This window comes from Flavobacterium luteolum (assembly GCF_027111275.1).
Taxonomy (GTDB): domain Bacteria; phylum Bacteroidota; class Bacteroidia; order Flavobacteriales; family Flavobacteriaceae; genus Flavobacterium; species Flavobacterium luteolum.
Map to the genome: position 1 here is coordinate 2,889,443 of NZ_CP114286.1, position 18,877 is coordinate 2,908,319.

The 18,877-nt window shown below is 33.2% G+C and carries 18 protein-coding genes; 9 read left to right on the plus strand and 9 right to left on the minus strand.

Annotated features, from left to right (window positions below; all coding sequences use genetic code 11):
* Nucleotides 1-8: 8 nt before the first annotated feature.
* Entirely contained in the window at nt 9-851 is an 843-nt protein-coding gene (locus OZP10_RS12365) for a DUF6268 family outer membrane beta-barrel protein (protein ID WP_281631175.1), read from the minus strand.
* 231 nt (nt 852-1,082) lie between these two features.
* Here OZP10_RS12365 and OZP10_RS12370 point away from each other — a divergent pair, with 231 nt between their 5' ends.
* Together OZP10_RS12370 and bamG are read left to right on the plus strand one after the other, a co-directional pair.
* Nucleotides 1,083-2,408: a DUF4270 family protein gene (locus OZP10_RS12370; RefSeq protein WP_281631176.1), complete on the plus strand. Its 1,326-nt coding sequence runs from the start codon at nt 1,083-1,085 to the stop codon at nt 2,406-2,408.
* On the plus strand, nt 2,409-3,644 hold the full coding sequence (gene bamG / locus OZP10_RS12375) for a BamG family beta-barrel-assembly machinery protein (RefSeq protein WP_281631177.1): 1,236 nt from the start codon (nt 2,409-2,411) through the stop codon (nt 3,642-3,644). It begins immediately after the preceding gene.
* Between the two features lie 4 nt (nt 3,645-3,648).
* On the opposite strand, the gene murI is transcribed toward bamG, so the two are convergent.
* The 8 genes from murI to OZP10_RS12415 all read right to left on the minus strand — a co-directional run bounded on the left by murI (nt 3,649) and on the right by OZP10_RS12415 (nt 12,103).
* Entirely contained in the window at nt 3,649-4,425 is a 777-nt protein-coding gene (gene murI, locus OZP10_RS12380; protein WP_281631178.1) for a glutamate racemase, read from the minus strand.
* 149 nt (nt 4,426-4,574) lie between these two features.
* The gene (locus OZP10_RS12385) at nt 4,575-5,078 is read right to left on the minus strand and encodes an OmpH/Skp family outer membrane protein (RefSeq protein ID WP_170830271.1); all 504 of its coding nucleotides are present in this window, start codon (nt 5,076-5,078) and stop codon (nt 4,575-4,577) included.
* 14 nt (nt 5,079-5,092) lie between these two features.
* Nucleotides 5,093-6,130, minus strand: coding sequence for an OmpH/Skp family outer membrane protein (locus tag OZP10_RS12390; RefSeq protein ID WP_281631179.1), 1,038 nt, complete (start codon nt 6,128-6,130; stop codon nt 5,093-5,095).
* A 42-nt stretch (nt 6,131-6,172) separates the two neighbouring features.
* Entirely contained in the window at nt 6,173-8,920 is a 2,748-nt protein-coding gene (locus OZP10_RS12395; protein ID WP_281631180.1) for a BamA/OMP85 family outer membrane protein, read from the minus strand.
* A complete protein-coding gene (uppS, locus tag OZP10_RS12400) occupies nt 8,853-9,593 on the minus strand; it encodes an undecaprenyl pyrophosphate synthase (RefSeq protein ID WP_177210901.1) in 741 nt (246 codons plus the stop codon). The genes OZP10_RS12395 and uppS overlap by 68 nt, the downstream gene beginning before the upstream one ends.
* 1 nt (nt 9,594) lies before the next feature.
* Entirely contained in the window at nt 9,595-10,287 is a 693-nt protein-coding gene (porG, locus tag OZP10_RS12405) for a type IX secretion system protein PorG (RefSeq protein ID WP_281631181.1), read from the minus strand.
* A gap of 173 nt (nt 10,288-10,460) precedes the next feature.
* Nucleotides 10,461-11,345: an NAD kinase gene (locus tag OZP10_RS12410; RefSeq protein ID WP_281631182.1), complete on the minus strand. Its 885-nt coding sequence runs from the start codon at nt 11,343-11,345 to the stop codon at nt 10,461-10,463.
* Between the two features lie 98 nt (nt 11,346-11,443).
* Nucleotides 11,444-12,103: a CBS domain-containing protein gene (locus OZP10_RS12415; RefSeq protein WP_281631183.1), complete on the minus strand. Its 660-nt coding sequence runs from the start codon at nt 12,101-12,103 to the stop codon at nt 11,444-11,446.
* Between the two features lie 115 nt (nt 12,104-12,218).
* On the opposite strand from OZP10_RS12415, the gene OZP10_RS12420 reads away from it, so the two are divergent.
* The 7 genes from OZP10_RS12420 to OZP10_RS12450 all read left to right on the plus strand — a co-directional run bounded on the left by OZP10_RS12420 (nt 12,219) and on the right by OZP10_RS12450 (nt 18,747).
* On the plus strand, nt 12,219-12,932 hold the full coding sequence (locus tag OZP10_RS12420; RefSeq protein WP_281631184.1) for a pyridoxine 5'-phosphate synthase: 714 nt from the start codon (nt 12,219-12,221) through the stop codon (nt 12,930-12,932).
* Nucleotides 12,933-12,958: 26 nt separating this feature from the next.
* Complete coding sequence (locus OZP10_RS12425) at nt 12,959-13,723, plus strand: alpha/beta fold hydrolase (protein WP_177210896.1); 765 nt, start codon at nt 12,959-12,961, stop codon at nt 13,721-13,723.
* Between the two features lie 52 nt (nt 13,724-13,775).
* Nucleotides 13,776-14,120: a phage holin family protein gene (locus tag OZP10_RS12430; RefSeq protein ID WP_177210895.1), complete on the plus strand. Its 345-nt coding sequence runs from the start codon at nt 13,776-13,778 to the stop codon at nt 14,118-14,120.
* Nucleotides 14,121-14,233: 113 nt separating this feature from the next.
* Nucleotides 14,234-15,556 (plus strand): trigger factor, encoded by a 1,323-nt coding sequence (locus OZP10_RS12435; protein ID WP_281631185.1) that lies wholly within the window; start codon nt 14,234-14,236, stop codon nt 15,554-15,556.
* Nucleotides 15,557-15,877: 321 nt separating this feature from the next.
* Nucleotides 15,878-16,552 carry an ATP-dependent Clp endopeptidase proteolytic subunit ClpP gene (gene clpP, locus OZP10_RS12440; RefSeq protein ID WP_201998525.1) on the plus strand — a complete coding sequence of 225 codons (675 nt, stop codon included), beginning with the start codon at nt 15,878-15,880 and terminating at the stop codon, nt 16,550-16,552.
* Nucleotides 16,553-16,729: 177 nt separating this feature from the next.
* Nucleotides 16,730-17,962 (plus strand): ATP-dependent Clp protease ATP-binding subunit ClpX, encoded by a 1,233-nt coding sequence (gene clpX / locus OZP10_RS12445; protein WP_177210893.1) that lies wholly within the window; start codon nt 16,730-16,732, stop codon nt 17,960-17,962.
* A 134-nt stretch (nt 17,963-18,096) separates the two neighbouring features.
* Nucleotides 18,097-18,747: a murein L,D-transpeptidase catalytic domain-containing protein gene (locus OZP10_RS12450; protein ID WP_281631186.1), complete on the plus strand. Its 651-nt coding sequence runs from the start codon at nt 18,097-18,099 to the stop codon at nt 18,745-18,747.
* The last annotated feature ends 130 nt before the right edge of the window (nt 18,748-18,877 follow it).

Below are 18,877 nucleotides of genomic sequence, written 5' to 3' on the forward strand. Positions count from 1 at the left end.
TTTAAAATTTATTGTTTGTATTTGATCCCTATTCCTAAAACGTAACCATTTCCGGTATTGTAGTCGTATATTTTATGGTCACTGTTGTCTAGTAAATTGTATTTTTTATTGAAATCGTAACCTGCTTTAAAATTTAAAAACCAATTGCCTGCAACATTTCTTTCATATTCCAATGCCGAAGTCATTTGCGATAAAGTGGCTTTTTTTGCCTTATTATCTGCATCGGCAGTTTCGTCCAAATGATAAAAGTTTCCATTAAAACTATTTGTCAGACTAAATTTGTTTCGATCATTATTTGAATAAGAAATTTTCGAATCTGGAAATCCGATTCTAAAATCGATTTTCTCATTCATTTTATAATCAAAAGCAACAATCGGTGTAATTTTCGGAGCTCCGAAAATAGAGGTACGTCCCGCTCCAATTATTACATTTACTTTTGAACTTAGCCGCTGGCTTATTTCTAAATTTCCTAAAACAGTAATAACAGAAAAATCTAGTTTGCTCTGAAAATTCGCTGTTGGAATTATAGAAAGCCTCCATTTTGTTTTTTCTACTATTTCAGATGAATACTCAAATTTGTTTTGAACTTGGTTGAATTTATCCTCATCTGCATAAAAGTTATAGGGATTTAATTCGTAATTCACCTTCAAATTAGAATATTCTAGCGTGTTTGCTATTTTGCTTTTTGCGTCTAATTTTTTCTGATAAAAAATAGCAATGTTTGTTTCATTAAAATTTATCTTTTCTGTCGGCTCGGTTTTAAAATTTATAGCAGCGCTAAAATTCTCCTGAGCTTTTAAACCTAAAAATGAAATCAAAAAAAGAGAACAAACCAAAAACCTTACTTTCATTATTTATTTTATTGGCTCAAAATTAGACGGATGACGCTCTTAAAAAAAAGAAGATATATATATGACGTGTTTTGATAGACAAAATCACTTTTTTTAAGGTCGAATTAAAATTTTAGAATAGAATTTAGATTATAGATTGTTTTGTACAGTTTGTAGCTTAAAAAAGCGCGGTAGTATATGTTATAGTGTGTTGCCAAGGAGCACAATTTATATTTGCCCAAAAATTAAATTATGCGCAAGTTTATATTGATGCTGCTTTTTGTACTAACCTTATTTTCATGTGGTACAGATACAGATACTGGAGAATTTACTGTTGGGTCTGATTATTTGGCTTTGAGTAATAAAGTGATTTTGATTGATACGATGACAGTCAATATGTCAACGATTAATTTTGATTCATTAGCAACTTCTAGCCGAGGTAGAATCCTGATAGGGAATTATGATGATCCCATTTTCGGAAAAGTAAAATCGGATAGCTATTTTCAGGTTTCTACTGATATTTATGCATTAAACAGTATTGGATCAGATACAGAATCTACAAATTATGTTTTTGATTCTATTTCTATGATTCTTAAGTATGATAGGTACTTTTATGGAGATACGACAAAAGTTCAGACGTTTAATATTCACAGATTAACTCAAAAAGTTAAGCCAAATAAAGAGGATAATAATTTCTATAATAATTCGACACTGACTTATAGCTCGGAAAGTTTGGGTACAATCTCATTTAGACCAAGACCAAAGGAAAAAGATTCTATCAATATTCAAATGAGTAAAGAATTTGGAGAAGCTCTTTTTCAAAAAATAAAGAAAAGAGAAGTTACAGATTTTGGCAGTTTTACAGAATATCTCAAAGGATTTGTATTGGTTCCAGAAAATTCAAGTTCTTCCAATGTTATCGGATTTAGTGTTTCGAATAGTAAGGTTCGGTTGTATTATTCGAAGTATCAGACAGATAGTGAAACTCCATATATAATCGATTTTTCGATTTTAGACACTTCTAAACAGTTTAATTCTATTTCGCTCGACAAAACAGGAACGATCCTGCAAAATCTCCCCGTATCTACTGGTACATTATCAAGTACACTAGTCAGCAACCAAGGATTTATACAATCTGGAACAGGTGTTGCTTGTCGGGTCGATTTTCCAAATATAAAGCAGTTTAAGAATATTTCGGCAAACGGCGCTATTGTCGATGCAGAATTAATTCTTAAACCAGTTAATAATACTTATTCAGAAAAATATCCTTTAGCTGATTCGCTAACTGTTTATGTGGGAGATAATTTAAATAGAATAAGCGGAACTCTTGTCAATGCTGCTGGCGCTTCGGTTTATGGAAGGCTGAGTAAAAGCAGCGATGAATTTAACGAAAATGTAGCATATTCAATTTCGGTCGGAGCTTTTCTTCAAAAGGAAATGCTAAAACAATCTGATTCAAGATCATCGCTTATTTTGACACTGCCTGGAATTGCACAATCTGTAAACAGAATCGTTCTGGGTGATCAAAAACATTTCAACAATAAAATTCAGCTGAAAATTTATTACATCTCTTATTAAATGAAAAATAAAATTGTTTTATGGAGCTGCTTCCTTTTAATGTCGCTGACTTCGTTTTCTCAAAGTATTTCAAGTTCTCCATATTCGCTTTATGGATTAGGAAGTCTGTATGATTCAGATTTTGGCTATCTGCCTTCAATTGGTGGTTCTGGAATTGCTTTGCCTTCAGATACTTTTATCAATAATTTAAATCCAGCTTCTTTAGGATTTATGTATCAAAATCATTTTCTTTTTGATCTTGGAGGAAAAGCGATTGCGACAACATATCAAGGCAGTAATCGTACAGAAAAGCGAAATAATTTTCAGTTTTCTCATTTGGCTTTTGCTTTTCCAGTCACAAAAAACTCTGGCTTTAGTTTGGCGCTTCGCCCATATTCAAGTTCGGTATTTAAAATCTCAAATTTAAAACTTCCAATTGCCGATAGTCAGGAATATTATTACGTTACGGCACAAGGATCTGGAGGTTTAAACAATCTAGATTTTTCATACGGATATCGATTTGGAAAAAAATTAACAGTAGGGGCAACTGGAACGGTACTTTTTGGGAACACCGTTGATGATCGAGCCTTTTTGATTTCAAATGCTATTACTACCGTCCATAAGCAAACAGATTATAGAGGCGTTCGTGCAACATTAGGGGCTCAGTTTAAAATAGATTCTACATTTACAATTGGAACAACATTTAAAGTCCCTACAAGAATAAATGCTTCTAAAGTACAATCTGTAACAAGTATTGCAGATGAAGTAGAATCTTCTATTGAAACTGATAAAGCTTCAGATACAGACGATTATTATATGCCGCTAGAAATTGGTTTTGGAGCAAGTAAACGATTTAAAAATAATTTGAGTGTAACTTTAGATTATGAAAAAAGCTTCTGGAGTAATACAAACCAATCCGATCTTTATGGTGAATTTGTAAATCAAGATCGTTTTGCATTAGGAGTTACCTATAGCACTAAAAAGAATGTTAGGAAATATTGGGATAGGGTAGGTTATGCTGCAGGTATAAACTTTGATAATGGCTATCTGGAAATTGACAAACAGCATGTCAATAGCGCATCTATTTCTGTTGGACTAAATCTTCCAATCGAAAATACATTTTCATCACTTAATATTTCTTATTCTTACGGACAGAAAGGCAGAATTGCAAATGATCTAATAAAAGAAAACTACCACAAAATATCACTTAATCTATCGTTGGACGGAATTTGGTTCGTCAAGCGAAAGTTTGAATAATACTTTAAAAGTCTTTTTTGATTACCGGATATTTATACTCTAAAATTGACTCTAAAACTTTTGGGTCAGAATTGACATAAAATACTGGGTCAATATCTGTACTTTCAGAAAAGCCAACTTTGTCTTTAAGTAGATTTTTTGTTTGGCGTGCAACAGCTTCTCCTGAGTCTATTATTTTAATATGATCTGGGAGAATTTTTTTTATCTGAGGAATTAGATAAGGGTAGTGGCTGCATCCTAATACCAAGTAGTCAATATTAGCTTCAATCATCGGCTGAAGATATGACTCTAACAATTGGGTCATTTCTGGTGAGTGCAAATTGCCATCTTCAATCAGCTGTACAAGTCCGTGACCAACTTGCTCTATGATTTTGGTGTTATGAAACATCTCGGCAGTTTTATTAAATAACTCACTGTTTAGTGTTCCTTTTGTAGCCAGAATTCCAATAACCTGAGTTTGGGAATTGTTTGCGGCAGGTTTAATGGCAGGTTCAATTCCAACAAATGGAATATCATAATCTGCACGTAGTTCTACTATAGCATTTGTGGTTGCAGTATTGCAGGCAACAACAATTAGTTTGCATTTATTCTCTAGTAAAAACTCTACATTTTTTTTGCTTAATGCAACAATTTCATCTTTGCTTCTTTGACCATATGGTGCATTTTTACTGTCGGCCAGATAAATGGTTTTTTCATTTGGAAGAAGGTCATGGATGGCGCTCCAAATGGAAGTTCCGCCAATACCAGAATCAAAAACGCCTATAGGATTATTGTTTGTCATAAAGCAAATTTACTGTTTTTTAATAAAAATTCGATATTCTAAGTTAAGTGAAATCTTGAAATAATACCAAAGATTAGCTTTAATTTTTTGTAAAAAAAAACTGCTCAAATTATATAAATTGAGCAGTTTAAATTATGAGATTTAATTTCTTAGAATCCTAAATCTTTTTTAACATCAGCAGTGATGTTTGGACCATCAGCTAATAATAAAGTAGAACCGTCTAAAACGTATTGGAAACCTTTAGCTTTTCCAACTTTTTGGATAGAAGCTCTAACTTTTTCCATTAATGGTTTTACGATATCTGTTTCTTTTTGTTGTAATTCTTTTTGAGCATTGTCTCTGTAATCAACAATTCTCTTTTGCATATCTTGAACTTCTTTAGAACGCTCACCGTTTACAGCATCTGTTACAGTTGCAGCTTCAGCCTCGTACTTTTTAATTTTTACTTGATATTCGTCAACCATTTTTTTGTATTCAGCATCATATGTACCACTTAATTTTTGCAGTTGATTTTGAGCATCTAGCATAGCAGGCATTTTAGACATGATCTCGCTTACATCAACATGAGCTACCTTCGCTTGCGCGTTCATTGTGTTACTTGCTCCTAAAATAAGAATTGCAGCAATTAGTAAAGTTTTGATTTGTTTCATCATTTTTAAAATATTAATTAATTATTGGTCGTATTTGTTTTTTGTGTTTCGGCTTCTTTTGCTTTTTTAGCCGCTTCTCTTTCTTCTAAAATTTTCTTTCTTCTTTCTTCCAATTCTTTTTTACGCTGTTCGTAAAGTAATTGTCTTTCCTCTGCTTTCGTCATTGCCGGCTGCTCAGTAGCTGGAGTTTCTCCAGTTGATGTTGGCGCTGCAGTTTTAGCAGTCGAGCTTGTTTTAGCCGCATCCGTTGCAGCAGCAGGAGCTACTGTTGCTGGTGAGGCTGTTCCAGAAACCGTGCCATTTTTTTTAGCGTCTCTTTCTTCTTGTAGAGCTTTTCTTCTGTCTTCGTATTCTTTCCTCTTAGCATCTTGCTCTAGCTTTCGGTCTTGGATCAGTTTTTCTCTAGCAGCTCTTTTTTCATCTAGTGCTTTTTGGCGATCGGCCATTGCTGGATTTTCGTCAATTGCGTTCTCAATGTTTTCTTTAGCTTCCTGTTCTTTCAGTTGTTTTTTACTTAACTGCTCACGTTTTTCAGTACGGTTTAAAATTCTTAAAACCTGATCGCTGATATCAAATCTTTTATTGCTGAAAAGCATGGTAAGATCTGATGATTTATCAAAAACAAAATCATAATTTTTTGCTTCTGCGATATCTTGCACAGCTGTAAAAACCTGGTCTTGTATAGGTTTTGCCAAAGCTGCTTTCTGTCTCATTAGATTTCCATCAGAACCAAATTGTTTCTGCTGATAATCCATCATTTCTTGTTCAAGAAACTTAATTTCTGTTTCTCTTTCTTCTATTAATTCCTTTGTAAGTAAAGCTTTTTCTGTTTTTAAGCTTTCTTTTAAATTATTTATATTTAATTTTTTGGCCTCAACTTCTTGTTTCCACTTTTGAGCTTTTTGCTCTAATTGTGATTTAGCTTCTTTATAGTCGGAAACATTTTCTAAAATATATTCCATGTCGATGTAGCCAATTCGAGTAGTCTTACCTTGCGCCTGACTTGTATTTGCTACAATCAAGGCTAAAAATATAAATAAAAATTGTTTTCTCATAACATAACTTTATTTGATGATTTTTAACCAAACGTTATTTCACTAAAATTGTTGTCCAATAATAAAGTGTGTTTCCCATCCATTAGCTTTTGTTTGCCCTGGAAGAGCATCAAATCCGTAACCAAAGTCAATACCCAATAATCCAAATGCAGGCATGAATACACGTAAACCAGCTCCAGCAGAACGATTTAAATCAAATGGGTTGTAATCTTTGAACGTTGGATAAGATGAACCTGCTTCTAAGAACGTTAAGGCAAAAATAGAAGCCGATGCTTTTAATGTAATTGGGTAACGTAATTCCATAGAGAATTTGTTGTAAATCGTTGCTCCAATTGCATCACCATTTGCGTTTACAGGAGTCAAAGAGTTGTTAGGATAACCTCTCAACTGAATTGTCTCTCTACCATCCATTGAGTATTGTGCCATACCATCACCTCCTAAGTAAAAACGCTCAAACGGAATAACACCTCTTTCTTGGTTATAAGCCCCTAAGAAACCAAATTCGGTAAGTGTTCTTAATACTAATTTTCCATAAACTTTAGTATACCAATCTCCTTTAAATTTAATTTTATAGTATTCTAACCAGTTGTATTTTTTCTGATCGACTTTTGCTACATCTGTATCAGCACTTGAATAATCAGATCCAACACTTACGTAGCCAGTTTGCCCATTTACAGTCTCTGTTTTTACATAGTCACCATTGTTAAGTGGTTTTCCATCTACACCACTTCCAGATGTTCCTGTGTATTGTGTTTTATAATCTTTTTGGTTATGTAAATCACCATAATCAATTCCATTAAATAATGAATATGGAGGTGTAACTTTTGCGGTAATACTAAATTCAGAACCGTACGTCGGGAATATTGGGTTTACCCCTTTATTGCTTCTTGAAAGTCCGATAGTATAAGCTAAGTTTCTTGATGCACCATCACCAAAAGTAAACAAACCTGTATTATAATTGTTCAAGTCGTAGTGCTGATAACTTACAGACTGAGATAATACGAAGTAGTCATCTGGCACGGTTAATCTTTTTGCTAAACCAACTTGGATTGTAAAAATATTAAAACTTTTGCTTTTATCAACAGTTCTAGTGATGTAATTGTTAAGAAATTGCTTACTGTATGAAATAGATGAACTAAACTGTACAGGTTTCTTTCCTCCAAACCATGGCTCTGAGAAAGATAAACTATAGGTTTGGAAATAAGTACTACCCTGCAGACGAAGCGAGACTTTTTGTCCGTCTCCCATTGGTAAAGGCTTATAAGCTTCTTTATCAAATATTTTACGTGCCGAGAAGTTATTAAATGAAAGTCCCAATGTTCCAATGAAACCACCACCGCCATAACCTCCTTGAAGTTCGACCTGGCTAGATCCTTTTTCTACTACATTGTATTCAATATCAACTGTTCCTGCTCCAGCATCAACATTTTTAAATTTAGGATCGATTGCCTCAGGATCAAAGAAACCTAATTGGCCAATCTCACGAATCGTTCTAACTAATTGTTCTTTGCTATATTTTTCTCCTGGTTTTGTTCTTAACTCTCGGTAAATAACATGGTCGTTTGTTTTATCGTTTCCAACAACCGTAATTTTGTTGAAATAAGCGATAGGACCTTCTGTAACTCTAATTTCAAAATCGATAGTGTCATTGACCGTTTTTACCTCTACAGCATTAATGTTTGAGAACAAATAACCGTTGTTTTGGTATAGGTTGGTAATATCTTCTGCGTCTGGTTTAGACTTATCGGCAATTCTTTTTTCAAGTAAAACTCCGTTATAAGTTTCTCCTTTTTTGATTCCTAAATAACGGCTTAAAAGCTGATCTGAATAGACAGTATTTCCTAAGAATTTAATATTTCCGAAGTAATATTTGTTCCCTTCTTCTACATCAATTTTAATGGCAAGTGTATTTTTCTTCTTATTATATTGTACAGAATCGTAAATAATACGAGCGTCACGGTATCCTTTTTCCTTATAGGCTGCGATTACTTTTTCTAAGTCTGTTTTATATTTTTCTGGAATAAATTTAGATGCCTTAAATACGCGAATGAAGTTTTTCTGTTTTGTATCTTTCATTGCGCCTCGCAACTGAGTGTCTGTAAGTTGTTTGTTTCCAGTGAAATCAATACTGCTGATTTTTACTTTGTCTCCTTTGTCTATCCTGACAAGCATATTAACTTGATGCCCGTTTATAGTATCAGGAGTATTGGTGATTGTAACTTTAGTGTTATAAAAACCTTCTTTTTTGTATTTGTTTTCGATGTAATTCTTAGTAGTAGTAATTAAGTTTTCGTTGACAATTTTATTCTTTGTCAAGTTGTTATCCTTAATTAAAGCTTCAACTTTGCTTTTCTTAACACCAACAATTTTAACCTCGTTTAATTTAGGAAGTTCAACGATATCTAAGTCCAAATAGATACTGTCGTTTTCTACTTTATTAACATAGAAAGCGATCTCATCAAAAAGTCCTAGTTTACCTAATTTTTTAATTGCGCTACTGATTTCTTCTCCAGGAACCGTGATTTCCTGTCCTTTCTGAAGTCCTGAAAAGGTTACAACAGTTTGCTCATTGAAGCTTATTTTACCAACAACAGAAACTTTAGCTAGAATATATTTTTTCCCTTGATCAAAAGGAACTCTTTCTTGTGCTTTAATTTGTGAAAAACTACCCAAAAGTAAAAGGGTAAAGACTATTTGTATTTTTTTTTGCAACACTAAAAAATTATTTAATTTGTTCACTGGTTTTTCCAAATCTACGTTCTCTTTTTTGATAACTAATAATAGCCTCATATAAATCTTGGTCTTTAAAGTCTGGCCACAAGACATTAGTAAAATACAATTCTGCATAGGCAATCTGCCACAGCAAAAAATTACTTATTCTATGTTCTCCACTTGTTCGTATTAATAAATCTACGTCTGGTAAATTTTGCGTGTAAAGATGCTCATTTATAATTGAATCGTCAATAGTGTCTATTGAAATTATATTATTTTTAACTTTATCACTAATTGCCTTTACGGCATTTACCAATTCCTCTCTGGAGCCATAACTTAAAGCGAGGGTAAGAGTTAAACGAGTATTGTTTTTGGTTTTTTCCATAACATCCAAAAGTTCTTTTTGGGCTGTTTTTGGTAATTTATCAAGATTTCCAATTGCGTTAAGTCTGATATTGTTTTCTTCAAGGGTTACAAGTTCTTTTTTTAATGAATTAATCAATATTTTCATTAAGGCTTGCACCTCCAGTTTAGGACGATTCCAGTTTTCTGTAGAAAAAGCGTATAAAGTTAAATACTCAATTCCAAGTTTAGCCGAGGTTTTGATTATTTCTTTTACAGATTTTGTTCCATTTTCATGGCCAAATGCACGCAGGAAGCCTTGTTGTTTTGCCCAGCGTCCGTTGCCGTCCATGATAATGGCAAGGTGTTTAGGTAAGTTTTTGTGATCTATTGATTCTATTAAATTCATTTTATTCTGGGCAATAGCAAGGTTTTTGTCCAAAGGTATACGTTAAAGTAAGACCTGAGAAAACATACCAGTCATTATTATTTAAATTGCCAAATTTTAGGATTTGTGTATAGCTTGTATTAGGATTACTTCCGTCAATGTTATCTGTAAAGGTATAACGTGCTCCAACTTCGGCCCCTAAAACAAAACGAGGCGAGATATTTGATTTTATACCTAATATAATTGGTATTGCTGCAGAACTACGGTTTTTTTGAGCGTATATTACGTTTGGGTTTGAAGTATATCTGTACAAGTTGTCAAAAATAAAGTAATTTAAACCGGTAAAGACATAAGGGGTTATCTTAGTATGGTAATCATGCAGATTAAAATCGAAAAAATTGAATTCCAGTCCAGCAGAAAATTCTTTAATATCATTGTCAAAACGATAACCTCTCTGATTTCTTCCTGTTTCATCTGATTTAAAATCATTTCCGCTAATGTTTGATTGCATGTAAGAAAATCTCCAAGCATGTCTTGGGCTTCTATTCCACTTGTAAAGAACACCAAAAGCTGGTTTTTCTGGGGAGATGTAAGTTGTTTTTCCAACATCGCCTACAAAGTTACTTCCTCCAAAAAAGACACCAATCTCATTGATTTGAGCATTTAGTGTAATAAGGGGGAAAAAACATAACAATAAATTAAAAATTTTCTTCATTTAATTCAAAATTGCGTGCAAATATAATAATTATCAATACGAATCAAAGTTCCTTTAGTTAAATGTGCTTTTTTTTCAATTTACGTTATGATTTTGAGCCATTTAATGATGATTCACTACATGCAGAACGAGAAAATGTGGTATTATCGTATAGTGAAGAATCAGAAAAGAGTTTAATTTCTTTTATCTTCTCCCCATAGCAGTTTGTTTCTTAACGTCTTTAAGAAAGTTTCGCCTGGTATTTCGACCATTTTAATTTTGTAATCTGTTTTTTTAATTTTTAAAATAGACTCGTTTTTTACCGAAGAAATTCTTGAGTCTAAAGAAACCAAATACTGGTCTTCTCTTCCTGATACGCGCAATGTAATTTCTGTGTCGTCTGGAATAACTAGAGGTCTGGCGGTTAAATTATGTGGTGCAATTGGTGTAATAACTAGACTTTTGACATCTGGTGTTAAAATTGGCCCACCGCAACTTAAAGAATATCCTGTGGAACCCGTTGGTGTTGAAATGATTAAGCCGTCTGCCCAATAAGAATTTAGATATTCATTATTTAAATACGTTTCGACAGTAATCATCGAAGTGGTATCTTTTCTACTCACAGTAACTTCGTTCATTGCAAAATTAAGTTCTTCAAAAGCTTTGTTATAAGGTTCGCAAGTTAAGCCTAATAAGGTTCTTTCAGAAGTTGTATAATTTTGGCTAATAACATATTGAAGTAAAATATCAATATTTTCTTTCTGAACTTTAGCCAAGAAACCTAATCTTCCAGCATTAATTCCTAATAAAGGAACGCCGGAATTTCGAACAAATGCAGCGGCTCTAAGAATCGTACCGTCACCTCCAATACTTATCAGCATTTCGAAACTATTGTCTAAAGCAGTACTCGGCGAAAAAGTTTTGTATTCTTTTTTTACAAGCTGTTTTTCATAAAGCATGTTCAAGAAGTTTTCTTCAATTACCATTTCGACGTTGTTGGCATTGAAGAAATTGAATATGTCTTTTATGATAGGTTCGGTACTGTTCTGATAATATTGTCCGTAAATGGCTATTTTCATTCGTTGTAAATTAGATAATTTGTCAATGTGTCAATTAGATAATTTGGAAATGCGAAAATTATCTAATTAACTAATTCTCCCATTGGCACATTCATAATTTATATGTTGAGATATTTGTCTAAATAATCTGATCGCTCTTTTAGACTGTTAATATAGTTGTCTTCCTGATGTTCTGAAATAATTTCATACCCATATCTTCTATAAGTCTGAATGATTTCATTGATTGCTCCTAAACCAATTTTTACGGTAATTTGAACATTTTCTGTATCAGCTTCAGAGACAAAACATCCTAAAACTTTTCCATTATTACTTTCTACAATTTGGGTCACCTCGCTCATAGAATAATCCAAAAGACCTTTTTGCACAATTATAATAGCGCCAGGTTCTTTTAAAAATGGAGTTTCTTGAAAAAATTTCATGATATCTTCCATTTCATAATAACCTACGTAATTATTATTCTCATCAAGAATTGGGAGAAGATTGGTGTGGTTTTTTGCGAAAACTTCTAGAACATCTAGCCAGATCATCGATTTTCTGGCAAAAAAACGTTCTAAAGTATATTTATAATCAACTGCTTTTTTTTCAGTGTCAAATGTTTCAACATCGTCAGAAGAGATGTTTCCAATAAAAACACCGTCTTCCAAAATCGGAAAATGAGAAAAATTTACATCGATAAAAAAGTCCTGAATCGAGGCTATCGTTTCCTGACTGTCAATCGCTCTGAAATCGTTTGTGATATAGTTTGTAATTTCTGTCATAAATCAATTGAAGATATTTGATGCAAAATAATCAAAAAATACGGAAAACCGCTCTGTTTTACTTTGTATTTTTGTCGTAACAAATATAATGTTACTAGAATTAATATCTATTTATATGACAAAATTAAGTGTAAATATCAATAAAATAGCAACGCTTCGAAATGCCCGTGGCGGAAATGTTCCAGATTTATTAAAAGTAGCTGCAGATATTCAGCAATTTGGAGGGCAGGGAATTACCATTCATCCACGTCCAGACGAACGTCATATTCGTTATCAGGATGCGCGCGATTTGAAAGCGGTTGTTACAACAGAATATAATATTGAAGGAAATCCGCAGCATAATTTTATTGATTTGGTTTTAGAATGCAAACCAGATCAGGTAACCTTAGTTCCAGATGCAATTGGAGCAATAACTTCTTCTGCAGGTTGGGATACGATTAAAAATCAAGAATATTTAACTGAGGTTATCCAAGAGTTTCAAAAAAACGGAATCAGAACATCGATTTTTGTTGATCCGATTTTAGAAATGATTGAAGGAGCAAAAAAAACAGGAACAGATAGAATCGAATTGTATACGGAATCTTTTGCGCACCAATATAGTTTAGGAAACGAAAAAGGAATTGAGCCCTACACTAAAGCTGCAGAATTGGCAAACGAATTAGGTTTAGGAATCAATGCCGGACACGATTTAAGTTTAGATAATATTAAATTTTTCAAGCAAAATATTCCTGGTTTACTGGAAGTTTCTATTGGTCATGCCTTGATTTCAGAGGCACTTTACCTTGGGTTAGATAATACGGTAAACATGTATCTGAATAAATTGAAATAATTTTTCAAAGTAAAACTAAAAAGTAAATGTTATACTCAAAAATAGAAGGCGAAGGAAAACCACTTGTCATCATGCACGGATTTCTTGGGATGTCTGATAATTGGAAAACCTTAGCTGGGCAATATGTAGAAGCTGGATTTCAAGTTCATATTTTAGATTTAAGAAACCACGGTCGCAGTTTTCATTCAGATGAATGGAGTTATGAAGCCATGGTTCAAGATGTTTATGAATATTGTCAGGCAAATAATCTAACGCGAATTGATATTCTCGGACATTCAATGGGAGGGAAAGTAGCAATGCTTTTTGCAACTACGCATCCAGAGATTGTAGACAAATTAATTGTGGCAGATATTGGCCCGAGATTCTACAAACAACATCATCAGGAGATTTTGGCAGGATTAAATGCTGTCGATTTTTCGGTAAAACCAAGCCGAAATGATGTAGAAGAAATAGTATCTCAATACGTTCCAGATTTTGGAACACGTCAGTTTTTGCTGAAAAACTTATACTGGAAGGAACCTGGACAATTGGCTTTTAGATTTAATCTTGAAGCTTTTAATAATAATCTTGATGCAATTGGAAAACCTCTGCCAGAACATTTAGTTTTTGATAAGCCAACATTATTTATTAGAGGTGGCAATTCTGGGTATATTCAAGATGCTGATCTTGATGGAATTCGCAAACATTTTCCAAATCTAAAATTAGAAACCATTCCAAATGCAGGGCATTGGCTTCACGCAGAAAATCCGAAAATGTTTTTCGAATTGACCGCTACGTTTTTAAAAGAGTAGTTATTTTTGATTAAAATTAGTACTTTTAAATAAATTTTAAACCAGAATGACTATGAAATTATTACTTAGACTCCTTGTTACTGCTGCCTTGGTTTTATTATTATCTAATATTTTGACTGGGGTTCATGTTGCTAGTTTTGGTACGGCTGTAATTGTTGCAGTAGTTTTAGGATTGCTGAACGTTTTTATAAAACCAATTTTAGTGATTTTAACTTTGCCGGTTACTTTTGTTACTTTAGGTTTGTTTTTACTGGTAATCAACGCGATAATTATTTTACTGTGCACTAATATTGTGGGCGGTTTTGCAGTAAATTCATTTTGGACAGCATTACTATTCAGTATTATTTTGTCTATACTTCAATCTATTACTTATAAAATACTTGGAGATGATAAATAAAACAAATGTAGCAGATTAAAACTGCTTCAAATACAATAGATTAAAAACTTGGTTGGGTTGCAAAAATTTTATAATTTTGCAACCCAATTTTATTATGTAAATTAAAGAAGAAGATGGATATTAAAAGAGTAGCAATAGACGCTGTAAACGAGACAATCGTTATGAACGTTGTTCATATGGATTATAAAGGTCAAGTAGCAAAAAGAATTAACGAAAAAATGCCTTTAGCGCAAGTAAAAGGATTTAGAAAAGGGGCAGTGCCTAAAGATCTTGTTGAAAAACAATACGGAAAAGCTATTAAGCAAGAAGAGATCAAAAAAGTAGTTGATTTGGCTTTAGAGCGTTATATTCAATCTGAAAGATTAAATCTTTTAGGAACTCCTCTTGCTAAAGTAAACGAAAATTTTAACTGGGATGCTGAAGAATTAACTTTCGAATACGAAATTGGTTTAGTGCCAAATTTTGAAATTGATCTTGAAGCTAAAAATAATATCGTAAAATATATCGTTACTGCTGACGATAAATTAATCGATGGACAAGTTGAGCGTATCCAAAAACAATTTGGAAAAGCAGTTCCTCAAGAAGTTTCTGATGCTAAATCTGATTTAACTGGAACTTTCTCAAACGAAGCAAACGGAATCAACAATACGACTACAATTTCTGTAGATACATTCAGCAAAAAAGCTCAAAAACAATTCACAGGTAAAAAAGTTGGAGATGTTGTTACAGTAAGCACAAAAGGTTTATTTGAAGACGATCACCAATTAATGGATTACTTAAAAGTAGGTCACGAAGGTGTTCACGGTTTAGATGTCGAAGTAGACTTTACTATCGAAGCTATCAACGGTTCTGAGCCAGCTGAATTAAACCAAGAATTATTTGACAAACTTTTTGGTGAAGGAAAAGTAGCTTCTTTAGAAGATTTAAAAGCTAAAATTAAAGAAGATGCTGAATCTCAATTCGCACAGCAAGCTGACCAAAAATTATTATTGGATGTTCAGGATTTCTTGATCGAAAACACAAAATTCGATTTGCCAGCTGAATTCTTGAAAAAATGGTTGCAAACTGTTGGAGAGAAAAAATTAACTGCAGAAGAAGCTGAAGTTGAATACGCAAGATCTGAAAAAGGTTTACGTTTTCAATTAATCGAAGGAAAAGCTTTAGCTCAAAGCAATATTCAAATTACATTTGATGACCTGAAAGAGTTTACATCAAACGCAATCAGACAGCAAATGGCTCAATTTGGTCAAACAAACCCAACTGACGAAGAAGTTCAAGGAATCGTGGCTAGAGTTTTATCTAACCAAGATGAAGTGAAAAGACTTTCTGAGCAAGTTGTAGCAGCTAAAATGTTAGATATCTTCAAAGAAAAAGCTAACCCAACAACTAAAGAGGTTACTTACGAAGAATTTATTGCAGCTTCTTACGGAGAATAAATTTAAGTCTGAAAGTCAAAAGTTCTAAAGTCGAAAGTTAAGAGATATACTTTTTAAAAATTAAGATTTTATTACAGAAACTGAAAGATAAAAATAATTATATTTGAACGTCAATGGAATTTTTTATTCTGTTGACGTTCTTTTTTTGTTTCAAGTTTAAGGTTTCAGGTTTCACGTTTTCTTCAGTTAACTTGAAACCTTGAACTTGAAACAAAAGAAACGTTTCAGACAAATTGGCATCTCTTATAAAAAGGTATGAACTTTGTTTAATTCGTTTAAGTCACATGCTGACTTTAGACTTTTCAACTTTAAACTAAAAATATGAACTACGGTAAAGAATTCAAAAAATTTGCTACAAAGCACCAAGGAGTAAACGCAATGTATTACGATAAAATCGTAGCAGCGATGACACCAACAAACATGACTCCATATATTATCGAAGAGCGCCAATTGAATATTTCTCAATTAGACGTTTTCTCAAGATTAATGATGGACAGAATTATCTTTTTAGGAACAGGTATTGACGATCAGATTGCTAATATCGTTCAGGCTCAGTTGTTATTTTTAGAAAGCGCTGATGCTTCAAAAGATATTCAAATTTACTTAAACTCTCCAGGAGGAAGTGTTTATGCAGGTTTAGGAATTTACGATACCATGCAGTACATCAAGCCTGATGTAGCAACAATCTGTACAGGAATGGCAGCTTCAATGGGAGCAGTTCTATTATGCGCAGGAGCAGCAGGAAAACGTTCTGCATTGCCTCACTCAAGAGTAATGATTCACCAGCCATCTGGAGGAGCACAAGGAGTTGCAACAGATATGGAAATCAACTTACGTGAGATGTTGAAATTAAAAGATGAATTGTATAACATCATTTCTCAACATTCAGGACAAACTTTTGACAAAGTGCACAAAGACAGTGAGCGTGATTACTGGATGAAAGCTGACGAGGCAAAAGAATACGGAATGATTGATGAAGTATTAAGAAGAGGATAATTTTTTTAGGGTTCAAAGTTACAAAGGAACTAAGGTTCTAAGATTAACTTGAAACTTGAAACAAATTAAACATTGAAACAAAAAATAAATATTAAGCTGTAAGGGGCTAAGTTTTTAAGTTTTAGGTTAAAAAGCTTAGAAACTTAGTATCTTTGCAGCTTAGTAACTAAATATAGAATGGCAAAAGTAGTATTAGAATGTTCGTTTTGTGGAAGAAAGAAGCCAGAAACTAATTTATTAATTGCAGGTATCAATGCACATATTTGTGATAAGTGTATTGAACAGGCACACGGAATTGTTTTAGAAGAATTAAAATCTAGCGGAAGCGCGAAACTAGTTGGTGACTTAATTTTAAAGAAACCAAAAGAAATTAGAGCTTTCCTAGATCAATATGTTATTGGTCAAGATCAGACTAAAAAAGTGATGTCAGTTGCGGTTTACAATCACTACAAGCGTTTAATGCAACAGCAATTAGACGATGAAGTAGAGATCGAAAAAAGTAACATCATCATGGTGGGTCAGACAGGAACAGGAAAAACATTGGTTGCAAAAACAATTGCTAAAATGTTAGATGTTCCGTTGGCTATTGTTGACGCGACAGTATTGACAGAAGCTGGATATGTTGGAGAAGATGTTGAAAGTATTTTAACTCGTTTGCTTCAGGCTGCAGATTATGATGTAGCAAAAGCAGAAAGAGGAATTGTATTTATTGATGAGATTGATAAAATTGCCCGTAAGAGCGATAATCCATCAATTACTCGTGATGTTTCTGGAGAAGGTGTTCAGCAGGCATTATTGAAGTTATTGGAAGGAACAGTGGTAAACGTACCGCCAAAAGGTGGACGTAAACATCCTGACCAGAAATTTGTTGAGGTAAATACTCAAAATATCTTATTTATTGCTGGTGGAGCTTTTGATGGAGTAGAGCGTATTATTTCAAAACGTCTAAACCGTCAGGCAGTTGGTTACTCAACTTCTAAAAATGTAGATAATATAGATAAAGATAATTTATTGCAATATATCATTCCAAAAGACATTAAAGACTTTGGTTTGATTCCTGAGATTATTGGACGTTTACCAGTTTTAACGCACATGGATCCTTTGGATAAAGCAACGCTTCGTGCAATTTTGACACAGCCTAAAAATGCGTTGATCAAACAATATCAGAAATTATTCTTAATGGATGATGTTGAGTTTACAATTACCGATGAAGCTTTAGATTTTATTGTAGATAAAGCTTTAGAGTACAAATTGGGTGCGCGTGGATTACGTTCTTTATGTGAAGCTATCTTAACAGATGCCATGTACGAACTGCCAACATCTGACGATATCAGTTTGACAATCGACAAAGAATATGCAGAACATACGTTAAGTAAAAACTTATTGAAGCGTATGGAGATTGCTTCTTAACTTTAAAAATAGCTTTATCAAAATTTAAAACTTTGATAAAGTTCAATTATAGAACCTGCTCATTTGTTTGAGCAGGTTTTTTTATACACTTTTTTAGCCTTATTTTCGTTTGTGCTTTTGAGTAAATATTTGATATGAAGAATACGCTTTTTATAATTTGTTTGGCTTTTGCTTTTTCTTGCAATAAAGAAAGCAAAAGAATAGTTGTTTCTGAAAATAAGCATAAAAGTGAAGTAGCTTCATTAGAAAAACCTCGTGTTGAAGTTGATTACAGCAATTATTATAAAGAAGCAGCATACTATTGTAAAGTCAATAATTTAAATCAAGATAAATTTATTTTGATTGACCTCGGATTGCATTCTGGTTATAAACGATTTTTTGTTTACGATTTTGAAAAGAAAGAAGTTTCAAAATCATATATGGTGAGTCATGGTTGTGGAGATAATCAATGGGGAGGAACTTATTCTAAAGATAACGCAAAGACGAGTAACGAATTTGATTCGCATTGTTCTTCGGTTGGAAAATATGTTGTTTTGGATCGTGGTGTAAGTCAGTGGGGAATAAAGGTAAATTATGTTTTGCAAGGAAAAGAAAAAAGCAATTTTAATGCACGAAAACGTGCCATTGTTTTACATTCTTGGGAAGAGGTGTCAGATAATGAAGTTTATCCAAAAGGAACACCAGAGGGTTGGGGTTGTCCTGCGGTTTCAAACGAGAGCATGAGAGAAATCGATGAACTTTTGAAAGCCAATAAAAAAGTACTCCTTTGGATTGTTAAGTCTTAAAGTAATGCTGAAAAACAAAAGTTCTATTTTAGCCCTGATCGAAACGGCATCTCCCGATTTAGAAAAACAAGGCTTTTTAGCCGTAGTTTTTGTTTATCGGGAATACAGTATAGAGCAGGACAAAACGTTC

Bases quoted from the DNA above. Each gene is read 5' to 3' on its own strand.
- OZP10_RS12435 (WP_281631185.1), top strand. From the start codon at position 14,234: ATGGATATTAAAAGAGTAGCAATAGACGCTGTAAACGAGACAATCGTT.
- porG (WP_281631181.1), bottom strand. From the start codon at position 10,287: ATGAAGAAAATTTTTAATTTATTGTTATGTTTTTTCCCCCTTATTACA.
- OZP10_RS12390 (WP_281631179.1), bottom strand. From the start codon at position 6,130: ATGAGAAAACAATTTTTATTTATATTTTTAGCCTTGATTGTAGCAAAT.
- murI (WP_281631178.1), bottom strand. From the start codon at position 4,425: ATGACAAACAATAATCCTATAGGCGTTTTTGATTCTGGTATTGGCGGA.
- uppS (WP_177210901.1), bottom strand. From the start codon at position 9,593: ATGAATTTAATAGAATCAATAGATCACAAAAACTTACCTAAACACCTT.
- OZP10_RS12415 (WP_281631183.1), bottom strand. From the start codon at position 12,103: ATGACAGAAATTACAAACTATATCACAAACGATTTCAGAGCGATTGAC.
- OZP10_RS12370 (WP_281631176.1), top strand. From the start codon at position 1,083: ATGCGCAAGTTTATATTGATGCTGCTTTTTGTACTAACCTTATTTTCA.
- OZP10_RS12425 (WP_177210896.1), top strand. From the start codon at position 12,959: ATGTTATACTCAAAAATAGAAGGCGAAGGAAAACCACTTGTCATCATG.
- OZP10_RS12430 (WP_177210895.1), top strand. From the start codon at position 13,776: ATGAAATTATTACTTAGACTCCTTGTTACTGCTGCCTTGGTTTTATTA.
- OZP10_RS12385 (WP_170830271.1), bottom strand. From the start codon at position 5,078: ATGATGAAACAAATCAAAACTTTACTAATTGCTGCAATTCTTATTTTA.
- clpX (WP_177210893.1), top strand. From the start codon at position 16,730: ATGGCAAAAGTAGTATTAGAATGTTCGTTTTGTGGAAGAAAGAAGCCA.
- OZP10_RS12450 (WP_281631186.1), top strand. From the start codon at position 18,097: ATGAAGAATACGCTTTTTATAATTTGTTTGGCTTTTGCTTTTTCTTGC.
- clpP (WP_201998525.1), top strand. From the start codon at position 15,878: ATGAACTACGGTAAAGAATTCAAAAAATTTGCTACAAAGCACCAAGGA.
- OZP10_RS12420 (WP_281631184.1), top strand. From the start codon at position 12,219: ATGACAAAATTAAGTGTAAATATCAATAAAATAGCAACGCTTCGAAAT.
- OZP10_RS12395 (WP_281631180.1), bottom strand. From the start codon at position 8,920: ATGAGGCTATTATTAGTTATCAAAAAAGAGAACGTAGATTTGGAAAAA.
- bamG (WP_281631177.1), top strand. From the start codon at position 2,409: ATGAAAAATAAAATTGTTTTATGGAGCTGCTTCCTTTTAATGTCGCTG.
- OZP10_RS12410 (WP_281631182.1), bottom strand. From the start codon at position 11,345: ATGAAAATAGCCATTTACGGACAATATTATCAGAACAGTACCGAACCT.
- OZP10_RS12365 (WP_281631175.1), bottom strand. From the start codon at position 851: ATGAAAGTAAGGTTTTTGGTTTGTTCTCTTTTTTTGATTTCATTTTTA.